This is a genomic window from Pseudomonas sp. SJZ074, from assembly GCF_007828215.1.
GTDB lineage: Bacteria > Pseudomonadota > Gammaproteobacteria > Pseudomonadales > Pseudomonadaceae > Aquipseudomonas.
In genome coordinates this window covers 31427-43566 of record NZ_VIUE01000017.1, presented here as the reverse complement: position 1 = coordinate 43566, position 12140 = coordinate 31427, and the positions used below count along the sequence as shown (strand labels likewise).

At 62.3% G+C, this 12140-nt stretch carries 9 protein-coding genes; all 9 read right to left on the bottom strand.

All coding sequences use genetic code 11. The annotated features are described in order from the left end of the window. Positions 1 to 1288: 1288 nt before the first annotated feature. A complete protein-coding gene (gene argE, locus FBX99_RS17695; protein WP_145132351.1) occupies positions 1289 to 2446 on the bottom strand; it encodes an acetylornithine deacetylase in 1158 nt (385 codons plus the stop codon). Then, positions 2443 to 3597 carry an FAD-binding oxidoreductase gene (locus FBX99_RS17690; RefSeq protein WP_144925491.1) on the bottom strand — a complete coding sequence of 385 codons (1155 nt, stop codon included), beginning with the start codon at positions 3595 to 3597 and terminating at the stop codon, positions 2443 to 2445. The genes argE and FBX99_RS17690 overlap by 4 nt, the downstream gene beginning before the upstream one ends. After that, on the bottom strand, positions 3594 to 4985 hold the full coding sequence (locus FBX99_RS17685; RefSeq protein WP_145132349.1) for an NAD(P)/FAD-dependent oxidoreductase: 1392 nt from the start codon (positions 4983 to 4985) through the stop codon (positions 3594 to 3596). The genes FBX99_RS17690 and FBX99_RS17685 overlap by 4 nt, the downstream gene beginning before the upstream one ends. Then, the gene (locus FBX99_RS17680; protein ID WP_144925497.1) at positions 4967 to 5275 is read right to left on the bottom strand and encodes a (2Fe-2S)-binding protein; all 309 of its coding nucleotides are present in this window, start codon (positions 5273 to 5275) and stop codon (positions 4967 to 4969) included. Before FBX99_RS17680 ends, FBX99_RS17685 begins: the two co-directional genes overlap by 19 nt. After that, positions 5272 to 7104: an ABC transporter ATP-binding protein gene (locus FBX99_RS17675; protein ID WP_144925500.1), complete on the bottom strand. Its 1833-nt coding sequence runs from the start codon at positions 7102 to 7104 to the stop codon at positions 5272 to 5274. Before FBX99_RS17675 ends, FBX99_RS17680 begins: the two co-directional genes overlap by 4 nt. A 1-nt stretch (position 7105) precedes the next feature. Beyond that, positions 7106 to 8011 (bottom strand): ABC transporter permease, encoded by a 906-nt coding sequence (locus tag FBX99_RS17670; RefSeq protein ID WP_144925503.1) that lies wholly within the window; start codon positions 8009 to 8011, stop codon positions 7106 to 7108. Further along, positions 8008 to 8961, bottom strand: coding sequence for an ABC transporter permease (locus tag FBX99_RS17665; protein ID WP_144925505.1), 954 nt, complete (start codon positions 8959 to 8961; stop codon positions 8008 to 8010). Before FBX99_RS17665 ends, FBX99_RS17670 begins: the two co-directional genes overlap by 4 nt. Positions 8962 to 9043: 82 nt before the next feature. Then, positions 9044 to 10699: an ABC transporter substrate-binding protein gene (locus FBX99_RS17660; protein WP_144925508.1), complete on the bottom strand. Its 1656-nt coding sequence runs from the start codon at positions 10697 to 10699 to the stop codon at positions 9044 to 9046. 142 nt (positions 10700 to 10841) lie between these two features. Further along, positions 10842 to 12116 carry an FAD-binding oxidoreductase gene (locus tag FBX99_RS17655; RefSeq protein ID WP_144925511.1) on the bottom strand — a complete coding sequence of 425 codons (1275 nt, stop codon included), beginning with the start codon at positions 12114 to 12116 and terminating at the stop codon, positions 10842 to 10844. Positions 12117 to 12140 lie beyond the last annotated feature (24 nt).

Sequence of the window (12140 nt, the reverse complement as noted above, 5' to 3'; positions counted from 1 at the left end):
ATGGCAATAGCCAGCTGCTTGAGCAGGCGCAGTACGATCAAAGTGGCCAGGGTGCCGCCCACCAGCAGCAACGCCAGCAGACCGGCGGACATCAGCAGGGTGTCCTGCCGATAGCTGTCGCGCCTCGCCGCCAGCGCCTCGTTGAGCATTGCCATTGCGGAGTCGCCAAGGGCCTGCAGAGCGCTGATAGGTCGATCATACGCGGCCAGATAATCAGCTGCCGGGTAGCTCAACTTCACTCCGTAGCCACCACCGGCAGAAAGATCCATTTCGACGGCCGCGACCAACTGCGTATCGGTCAATGCCAGCGCCTGCTCGATCTGCGGGCGCAGCGCCGCCAGAGGTGTTTCAAGGGCAGCGGCGAACGCCTGATTGGTCGCCGCTGCCTTGGTGAAGGCCCGAGTCATCCTGTCGAGGCTGGCCAGAGCCTGGCCGGTCAACCCCACCAAGGCACCTTGTTGCTCGGGCAGGATTCGTCCCTGCACCAGATACAGGCTGCCGTAGCCACGCAACTGACCGAACAACTCGGCGGTTTGCGGCATTTCGATCAGCGCGGCGTACATCAGCGAATAGGTTTCCAGGACCGGGTCCAGGGCCAGTTCGAAATGATCGAGTAAGGCATCCTCGATCAACAGGATGGAGGCGATCAGTTGCGAATGCAGTTGCAGGCTCTGCCTGGCTTTGATGGTGCCTTGGCCGATCTGCTCGGACAGCGCCTGCCATTGTTCGCGTACCTTGCGCCAGGCCGTCAACAGCTCCGCATCGCCCCCGGCCGCTTGCAGCGCCAGCTCGCTCGCTTCGAAGGCGCGCTGCACCTGCGCTTGCTTGGCCAGGCGCGCCTGTTGCAGGGCGTCGTCGCCGCCGAGCACGGTGGCAGCCAGATCGCGATGCTGCTGGGTCAACGCCACCAGACGGAGCAGCGCCTGGACCGGTGGCAGCCCCTGTACTTCCCGGTCGGCCTGACGGCCCGTCTGCAGCGCGCCAAGCACGTACAAGCTGCTCGGCACGGCAATCAGAGCGAGGACCAGCAGACCGAGCAAGGCGAACTTGGTGGGAAAGGAAAGGCGTTCGAGAACTTTCATGGACGGACTCCCGGAGTGTTATCGGGGACTCGTCGGAGTCCCGCTTTTTTTTCTTGGTTACTCGGTTGAGGTATTGGTCTTTGGCAGACACGCGTACGCTGTCCTCGAGCGAGAAATCCGCCGACCATCAAGGGATATCGGGTGACGGTCAGAACGCGAGGCAACCCCTCCCGGACTCGGCAAGGGTCACATGCGAAACACCGGCGTTACAGCTTCAACGAGCCCAGCAGCCCATCGAGAAAGCGCTCCCCGGCCCGCATCTGGCTCAGCTCGACGAACTCGTCGGGCTTGTGCGCCTGTTCGATGGAGCCCGGCCCACACACCACCACCGGTATATCCAGGCGCTGGCTGAATAAACCGCCTTCGGTGCCGAAGGAAACTTTTGCGTTGCCGGTATCCGCTGGGGCGAAGTTCCTCAGAAAGCGCACGGCTTCCACACTGGGGTGGGTGTCCAACCCTGGGTAGACGTTCAGCGTCTCGATCTCGATATCGGCTGCACCGGACAGACGCTTGGCCTCGCGCACGATCTGCTCGGCCCGTTCGCGCATCTGCTCGAGAAACTGATCGAGGTCGTCGGCCGGTAAATTGCGCACCTCAAAATCCAGGCTGCACAGGTTCGGGACTATGTTCAGGGCCTTGCCGCCGGTAATCTGCCCGACGTGCACGGTGCTGTAGGGAACGTCGTAATCCGCGTCGCGCGCACCCTGCTGTTCCAGACGCCGTTGGCCCTCGCGCAGCATGGCGATAAAGTCGCAGGCCACATGAATGGCGTTGACCGACCTCGGGGCCAAGGATGAATGGGCTTCCTGCCCCCGACACCGAGCTCGGTAGGAACCCTTGCCCTTGTGTCCGAGAACGAACTGCATGCCGGTAGGCTCACCGACGATGCACAGCATCGGCCGCAACGGCGCCAGGTGCAGGACATCGAGCAAACGGCGTACGCCAACGCAGCCGATTTCCTCGTCATGGGACAGGGCCAGTTGCAATGGGCGGCTCAATGAGCAATCAGCGGCCTCGAGCATGGCGTCGATCGCCAGGGCAATAAAACCCTTCATGTCGCAGCTGCCCCGGCCATAAATCCGCTCATCCTTCAGCGTCGCCTGGAACGCCGGCACGCTCCAGGCCTGGCCGGCGGCCGGCACCACATCGGTGTGCCCGGACAGCAGGATACCGGGCTGATCGTGCGGACCGGTACTGGCGAACAGATTGGCCTTGCGCCCGCTCTCGTCCTTGACGATCAATGACTCGATACCCTTGCTCAGCAGCAGCTCGCGCACATAGTCGATCAGCGCCAGGTTGGACTCCGAGGAGACGGTGTCGAAAGCGATCAATCGCTTGAGGATTTCCAGTGTCCTCGCTCTCATGACGCCATGGTCCGTTGCTCAGCGACGCCGGCGAAGCGCGTGACGTCGAAAGGGGCAATATGCGTGCTGGTGCTCCCGGTGCTGATCAACTCGGCCATCACGTCACCAACCCCCGGCCCGAGCTGGAAGCCATGCCCGCTGAAGCCGAAAGCGTAATACAAACCGTCGACCTTGCCGCTGGAGCCCAGCACCGGAAGGCCATCCGAGACGTACCCCTCGATACCGCTCCATGTGCGGATGATGTTCAGGTTGGCCATATCCGGCGCAAGCCGACGCATTTGCTGCAACTGCTTGAGGATGCTTTGCGGCTCGAAATGGGCGCGCCGGGTGAGCATGTCCGGCTTGCTGTGGTGACACCCGCCGATGATGATATTGCCACGGGGTATCTGCCGGAAATACAGCATTTCCTCGGGATTCTTGGTGAACACGCCAATCACCGTTTTCAGCGCATAGGGTACGGGTTCGGTGACCGACATCTGCGGCCCCTTGGTGACCAGCGGCACCGGTTCACCGAACTGCGCGGAGAGCTTTTCGCCCCACGCGCCGGCAGTGATCAACAGTCGATCGGCGCGATACTCACGACCGTCAGCGGTGTTCACGTGGAACTGCCCGCCGACCTTTTGTACCTGCGTCACTTCCGTGCGCTCCTCGATACGCGCACCGGCCCGGCGTGCAGCGCGAGCGAAGGCCGGCGCAGCAAGGCGTGGGTTCGCGTGGCCGTCATGGGGTGCGTAGGAGCCGCCCTTGACCTCGGGGCCGAGGAACGGGAACCGCTCGTGCAGCTCGCGACCGCTATAGACGCGCAGATCCAGTTCGCGTGCCTGCGGCGCCGCCGCGTAGGCCTCCAGTTCGGCGATCTCATCCTCGCGATAGCAGACGCGCATGTGCCCGCTGGGAACGAATTCAAGGTCGTCGCCGATCAGTTCCGGCAGGTGCTTCCACAGCGCGAAGGAGCGATTGGCCAACTCCAGTTGACCGAGAAAACGGCCTTGGCGACGCACGTTGCCAAAGTTCACTCCGCTGGCGTACTGGCCGATCTGGTCACGCTCGAGGAGTATCACCGACTGGCCGCGCTGGCGCAGGAAAAACGCCGCCGCAGCGCCCATCAGGCCACCCCCAACAATCAGTACATCGGCTTGTTGCGGGATCATGACGATACCTCCTCGGTAAGCATCGAGAGGGGTTTGACCGGCGCCTGACCACGCTGCCGCCCCACTTCCTGAATGCAGACGCCCGCAGCGGCGGCAATCACCTGCGCCCCGGCCTGCGAGCAGTAGCGGCCTTGGCACCGGCCCATCCCGACGCGGCTGAAGGCCTTGGCGCGATTGACTTCACAGGCACCCTTCTCGCGCACCGCATCGCGCAACTCGCCAACCGTAATCATCTCGCAACGACAGACGATCGCCTCGTCCGGCAAAGCCTGGGCCTGCGCCGCTGGCCAGGGGAAAGCCTCGGCCAGGCCAAGGCGAAACTCATCCATCACTTGCAGCGCACGACGTTGCTCATTAACCAACCCGGCATCCACCGGCAGGTGCAGGTCGCGTAACAATGCCAATGCAGCCAGGCGTCCGCCGTGCTCTGCCGCATCGGCACCCCGGATGACAGCGCCGTCGCCGGCGGCATATATGCCGCGGACCGAGGTGCGGCCATCCTCATCGGTGTCCAGCAGCCATTGGCTGGTTGCCTCGTCGAAACGCAAACGGCAACCCGCCTGGTCGGCCAGTTGGGTTTCCGGACGCAGGTGATACCCCATGGCCACGGCATCGCAATCGAACTGCGCGGTTGCCCCGTTCGCCGTGCGCACCCGCACGCCGCTGACCCCGCTGTTCGCATCCCCCAACACCTGCAGCGGTTCGACGCCCAGGTGCACCGGGATGCCAGCCAGATAAAGCTTGGCCAACAGCTTCATCCCGGTGAACAGGACCCCAGGACGGGCGAGCAACTTGGGGAGGGCCGCGATACGCTTGCGCAACGGTGAGGTGTCGAGCACCCCGACCACCTTGGCACCGGCCTTGAGGTATTGGCTGGCCACCAGGTACAGCAGCGGCCCGCTACCCATGAACATCACCTGATGGCCGATGGAGACTGCCTGCGCCTTCAGCGCAATCTGTGCACCGCCCAGGCTATAGCAACCCGCCAACTGCCAGCCGGCGACCGGCATCAAGCGGTCGGTGGCCCCGGTACAGAGGATCAGCGCATCGTAATCCACGGTCGAATGTTTGCCCTGGCTGACGCAGCACAGTTGGCCAGGGGTCAGGCTCCACACCAGGGTGTCCGGCCGATAGTCGATCTGCTCACGCAAACGGTCGAAGCTCTGGTGCAACGCCTCGGCCTTGTCCGCTTCGCTGCCATACAGCGTCGCATAGTCACGGCTGAAGCCCTCGGGCTGGCGACGATAGATCTGGCCGCCGTCGCGACGGTTTTCATCGATCAGGATCGGCTTGATCCCCTTCGCCAGCAGGGTCTCGGCGCAACGGATGCCAGCAGGGCCGGCACCAATGATGACCACCCTTGCAGGCTCTACCCGCGAAATGGCCATATCGACTCCGGCTGTGTGGTGACTATCTCCAGGCCCTCGCGAACCTCATTGCTGCAGGCACGTAGACGCTCGCCGCTGCGGGTCCAGACCCAGCAGTCCTGACACGCCCCCATCAGGCAGAAGCCGGCGCGACGCCCTGGGTCGAACTCCGACTGACGCAGCACTGACACGTGGGTCAGCATCGCAACCATCAAGGTGTCGCCCTGTTTTGCCTCGATCGGCTCTCCATCGACCATCAACCTCACCGTCGTCCGGTCGCGCTCGGCCAAGCGCACAAAACGCGCATTCATGCGTAGGTACCTATCAGTTTCATGCTGTTTGATCCTTGCTGTGCCTTGAGCAGCTCGGCGCTTTCGTGGTGGCACAGAACCTCGCTGCCGCCGGCGATGCTTCGGCGTGGCGGCGCACTGCGATTACACAGCCCGTCGATGCGTACCGGGCAGCGGTTGAGGAATGGACACAGGTGCGCAGTGGTATCCACCGCACTGATCGGAGGCAGGTTGCCGCAGGAGGCAGCGCAGCTCTCCAGCCACCCCTGACGCAGCTCCGGTACCGAGTTGATCAACAGGTCGGTATAGGGATGGAACGGCACCTGGACGAATGACTCACAGTCACCCGCCTCGACCTTGTGGCCGCTGTACATCACCACGATGTCGTCACATAGCGCGCGGACGGTAGAGATGTCGTGGCTGATGAAGAGGTAGGAAACCCCCAGCTCCCGACGCAGGTCACGCAGCAGTTCGAGAATTGCCGCCCCTACCACGGTATCCAGTGCCGAGGTCACTTCGTCACACAGGATCAGGTCCGGCTCTGCCGCCAGTGCCCGTGCCAGGTTGACCCTCTGCTTCTGCCCACCGGACAACTCGCCGGGGCGGCGTTGCGCGATGCTTGCCGGTAGCTGCACCAACTGCAGTAACTCAGCCACCCGGCGCTGGCGCTGCGCGCCCTTCATGCCGTGATAGAAACGCAACGGACGGCCCAGGATATCTTCGATGCTGTGTCGCGGATTCAGCGCCGTATCGGCATTCTGAAAGACGAACTGAATTCGTCGGAACTGCTCGCGGGTCCGTCCGACCAACGTCTTGCTCAGAGGCTGGCCATCCAGCAGGATCCGCCCGGCCGATGGCTCCGCCAGGCCGGCGATAGCTTGGGCCAGCGTGGTTTTCCCTGATCCCGACTCACCGATCACACCGACTGCCGAGCCCTTGCGGACCTGGAGGTCGACATCCTGCAACACCTTCTTCAGGCCATAGCAAATCTCGAGACCACGGACGTCGAGCAGTAAATCATTACCCGTGGTGGGCGTGCCTTGATCGGTCGTGTCCTGGTTCGCTGAAGGCTTCATCGCCGACAGCAGGCTACGGGTATAAGGATGTGCCGGTTCTATCAGGATCTGCTCGGTACTGCTGTTTTCCTGGATCTGGCCGTCGCGCAGCACGACGATACGGTCGGCCATCTGCGCCACCACCGCCAGGTCATGCGAGACATAAACGGCCGTTGTGCCGAGTTCACTGACCACCCGTTTAAAGGCCCGCAGGACCTCGATCTGCGTCGTGACATCCAGCGCCGTGGTCGGCTCGTCGAGAATCACCAGTGCCGGATCGGTGATCAGCGCCATCGCAGCCATCAGCCGCTGCAACTGCCCGCCCGAGACCTGGTGCGGATAGCGCGCCCCAATGCCTTCGGGATCCGGCAACGCCAGCGCCCGGAACAACCCGACAGCCTTGGCCTGCGCCTGCTGCCGTGACAGCGTGCCATGGATCAGTGCGCTTTCGATCACCTGCTCCATGATGCTCTTGGACGGATTGAACGCCGCGGCCGCGCTCTGCGCGATATAGGCCACGGTGCGTCCGCGCAGCTTTGCCAGCTCGGCATTCGACAGCTTGAGCACGTCGACATCGCCGATATGTACCGAGCCGCCTACGATGCGACAACCGCTGCGAGCGTAGCCCATCAATGACAACGCGATGGTGCTCTTGCCTGAACCGGACTCGCCGATCAGCGCCAGTACCTCACCTTTTTTCAGACTGAAATCGGCACCGTGTACGATCGGTACATCGATCCCCTCTTCATTTCGCGCAGCCACGCGCAGGCCACTTACCCTGACGATTTCGTTCATTTCACTTCTCCGTCCCGCGCGTGGATCGCCCGCCGAAGCTGTCGATGAGCAAGTTGACCCCCATGGTCAGAGTGGCGATGGCGAGCGCCGGCACCAATACCGCCGGTGCCCCCTCCTCCAGGCCCTGGATGTTTTCTCGCACCAGCGACCCCCAGTCCGCGTCCGGGGGCTGTATGCCCAGCCCGAGGAAGCTCATCGCACTCAGCAGCAGCACCACATACACGAAGCGCAGGCCGAAATCGGTCAAGACCGGACGAAGCATGTTCGGCAGCACCTCGACGAAGATGATGTACGGCATGGCCTCACCCCGGGTGCGAGCGACCCGGACGAAGTCCGTCGTCATGACGTTCACCGCCACCGCACGTGCAATACGGAAGGAGCCCGGCATGTAGGCAAATGCAGCCATGCACAACAACAGCGGCACAGAGGAACCGAACGAGGCCACCATCAACAACGCGAAAATCTTGTTCGGAATGGAGATCAGCGCATCTTCGGTGCGGCTTATGAGCGCATCGATCCAGCCTCCGGAGGCCGCCGCCACCAGCCCCAACATCACACCCGCCGAACAGGCAAGTAGGGTTGCCACCAACGCCAGGCCGATGGTGTAGGGAGCCCCATGCAATAATCGGCTGAGAATATCCCGGCCCAGATAGTCGGTGCCCAACGGAAACTGCGCGCTGAGTGGCCCGAAGAAACCGTCGCTGGGCATGGCGTTGACATCGTAGGGCGCCAACAGGGGACCGAAGATGGCCATGAGCGCCCAGAAGCTCACGATCAGCAGGCCGATGAAGCCGCTGAAGGACAACTTGAGCCGACGTCGATGGTGGTGCGCAACGGGCTGCTTCAGTCCATCCTGCTTAATACCGTTCCCTATATCCGGCGTCGGTGGATTAGTGTCAAGTTTCATTTGCGCAGCCTCGGGTTGGACAGAATTGCACACAGGTCAGCCAGCAGTACCAGCACCAGAAACCCGAGGCAAAACAACATGACGCACGCCTGTACCAGCGGCATGTCGCGGGTGACCACGCCGTTTACCATCAGCGTCGCGATACCCGGATAGTTGAAGATCGACTCGACGATGACCACACCGCCCAGCAGGTACGACAGGCTCAATGCGATGGCATTGGCGATCGGTCCGATTGCATTCGGCAGCGCATGACGCAGCACCACCCGTATCGGTCTGGCGCCTTTGAGCACTGCCATTTCGACGTAGGGGCTGCTCAGTTGGTCGATCAGCGCCGCCCGCGTCATGCGGGCCATCTGCGCCACCAATACACAACACAGCGTCAGCACCGGCATCGCGTAGACGCGTACCAGTTCACCGAAGGATTCGACCTCGACATCACGCGACAGGGCCGACAACCAGCCCAGCTTGACCGCGAAGATCAGTACCGCGACGGTGGCAATCAGGAACTCCGGCACGGAGACGGCAAACACCGCCAGCATGTTGCTGTAACGGTCGAAAATCGAGCCACGGTACATGGCCGACAAAATACCTATCGTCAGCGCCAGCGGCACCGAGACCAGCGCTGCGATCGAGGCCAGGCGCAGGGTATTGGGCAGGCGACTGGCGATCATTTCGTCAACCGCCATGCCATTGACCAACGAAACACCGGGAGTGCCGGTGATCAACCCGCCCAGCCAGTGCAAGTACCGCAGGTACACGGGCTGGTCCAGGCCCAGTACCGCGCGCATTGCCGCCACCGCTTCCGGGGTTGCATCCTGGCCAAGCTGTTCCTGGACTGCGTCGCCCGGTAGCAGGCTGGTGAGAAAAAACACCACAAGCGACACGATAAGCAGCGTAAGCACACCTACAGCCAGACGACTGGAAACAAGCCGTGCGATAGTGCTGTTCATAATGAATACCTTTACTTGATGACCGCGCCTGCATCACCCCGCAGGCGCGTCTTGGTTATCGAGCTGTCGTTGCTCTATTCGCTCAGGCATCCAGCCAGACGTGCTCGGCGAACATGTAGCCCATCAAACCGCCGAGCGGGTGTGGAACCAGACCTTTCAACTTGGCATTGTGGCCATCGAGGCTGCTGGTGAACTGCGGGATGCCGACACCGCATTTCTCATGCACCAGCACCTGCATGTCGGCGTACATCTGCTTGCGCTTGGCGTCGTCGGTTTCCCCGCGCGCAGCCACCAGTAACTGGTCGAACTGCTCGTTCTTCCATCCCGATTCGTTCATGCCGGCACTGGACTGGAAGAACAGGCTGAACAGCAAATCGGCGGTTGGACGCGCACCGATGTTGCCGAACCCCAGGGGATGCTTCATCCAATGATTGGACCAGTAGCCATCCGCCGGCACCCGCTTGATGTCGAACTTGAGTCCGATCTGCTGGGCCGACAGTTGTAACAACTGGGCGATGTCCAACGAACCGGTGGCAGCTTCGGAAGCCACCAGCGGCAAGGTGCGTCCGACCATACCGGACTTTTGCAGGTGGAACCTGGCCTTCTCCGGATCGAACTCACGCTGTGGCAGATCGGCGAAGTAATAGCGGTTATTCGAGGCGATCGGCTGGTCATTGGCGATGGCGCCGTAGCCACGGAAGGCGGCTCGATTGATCTGTTTACGATCGAACAGATATTTCATCGCCAACACGAAGTCAGGATTCTGGTTCGGGCCCAGTTCATCGCGCATCACCAGATTGGTATAGCCACCGGTGCGGGACTCCATCAGCGCCACCTTGTTGCTCTCCAGGATGCGCGAAGTCGAACGGGGGTTGACCGGGTTGATGAGGTCGACGTCACCGGCGAGCAAGGCGCTGATGCGCGCGGCCTCGTCCGGGATCGAGAAAAATTCGACTTCGTCCAGGTAAGGCAGTCCTGGCTTCCAGTAACTGTCGTTGCGCACGCCGATCGAACGCACGCCCGGCTGGAATTCCGAGCATTTGAAAGGCCCGGTCCCATTGGCGACGGCGAAGTCGGTTGTGCCGTCACGCACGATGAGAAAGTGGGTCGTGGCGAGAATGGCCGGCAAGTCGGCGTTCGGGCTGGTCAGGCGGATCTGCACCTCGTGCGGCCCGGTGGCTTTCACCTCATCCAACTGCTGTGCGGTGGTCAATGCCTTGGAACCGACCTGGGGGAGCTTGTGTCGATTCAACGAATAAATGACATCGGCCGAGGTGAACGGTTTGCCGTCGTGAAAGACGACGTCCTTGCGCAGCTTGATCGTCCAGGAGGTCGCGTCACTTGTATCGAACGACTCTGCCAGCGCCATACGCGGCACCAGCGCCTCGTCCAGGGTCGTCAGGCCGTTATAGAACATGTTATGACGGCAGTAATCGGTGTAGTTCGAGCCCTTGGCCGGATCCAGCGTATCGGCGGTCGAACTGGTCGCACTGGCGACCTTGATGCGGCCACCGCGCCGACCTTTGCCCGTCCCACCAGCCGCTGCGCCGGCCTCCGCGGCAAACAGTCGACCGGCCGGGCCGAACAGGCTGCTCGCACCCGCGACGGCAACGCCGGCCATACCCAGCATACGCAACGCATCACGGCGTGACATGCCCCGATTGAGTCCCTCGAAAACGCGCAGGCTTTGTTCGCCGGTGATCAGTGGGGATTCGGATTTATTCTTGTTGTCAGTCATATCGGTTCTACCTGTCGATAATGAGAAGGCTCAATGCTCACGGTCAAGCCTGAGCGACCTGGTAACGCAAACGACGGTGAAGCAACAAACTCGGTTTCCGGATAACAGCGTCCCTGCGTACAACCCGGTGCAAGGAACAGCCTCAATGCAAATAGTCCTGTAGCCGGTAATAGAGCCCCACTGCCGGTAGGAACCAGGGCTTGCCGAAGTGCCCGGGAATCGCAGGCCATTCCAGATCCCCCCAGGGATTGGCCTCGACCTTGCCGTCCATGACCTCTGCCATCACCTGCCCCATGTGCACCGACATCTGCACCCCATGGCCGCTATAACCCATGGAGTGGTAGATACCGCCATGCTGGCCGGCGCGAGGCAGTCGATCAGCGGTCATGTCCACCAACCCGCCCCAGCAATAATCGGTACGGACCTCGGCCAACTGCGGGAACATCCGTGCCATCGCCGCCTGCAGCACCTTGCCGCTCTTGGCATCGGAATTGCCGCCGGACATGGCAAAGCGTGCCCGACCACCAAACAGCAGACGGTTGTCCGGTGTTATCCGGAAGTAATTACCGATCATGCGGCTGGTGACGTACGAGCGACGCTCCGGCAGGAGGCGGTCGAGCAGCGCGTCGGGCAATACTTCGGTGGCAACGATAAAACTGCCCACCGGCACGATCCGGCGCCGATACCAACCCAACCCGCCATGCTGGCAGGCACCGGTTGCCAACAGGACTTGCCCGGCCAGCAGGCTGCCGCGACTGGTGTCGACCCGATAACCGTTGCCCTCGGCCTTCCAGCCCTGGACCGTGGTCTGCTGGTAGATCAGCGCGCCGTGCCGTGCCGCCGCCTCGGCCAAACCGACACCGAAGCGCCCGACATGCATCTGCATGCCATTGCGTTGCAACAGTCCACCGTGAAACTCTGCCGAATCCACTTCAGCGCGGACCTGGGCGGCGGACAGCAACTCGACCTCGGAATCGACCTCACGGCGAATCAGCTCGCAGGTCCGCGCCAGCCCTTCATAGTGCTGAGGCTTGGCCGCCAGTTTGAGCTTGCCGCTGCGCCTGAAGTCGCAGGCAATCCGCTCCTGCTCGACCAGCGTAACCACGCTTTGGACCGCGCTTTCATAGGCACGGTAATAAGCGCGAGCCTGCTCGGCGCCGAGGCTGGCAACCAGGCTGCTGTAGTCCTGGGCTACCCCGGTGTTGCAATGACCACCGTTGCGCCCGGAAGCTTCGCCGACCACCCGTCCAGCTTCCAGCACCGCAACACTCGCGCCCTTCAGAGCCAGCGCCCGGGCTGCCGATAGACCGGTGAAACCGCCACCGACGACGATAACATCGACCCGTGCCGGCAGCGCTCCGGTCTGAGCCCCGGTGAACACCGGTGCGGTATCGAGCCAATAGGACTCACTGCGCATGGCTAACCCCTTATAGGTTGAGAA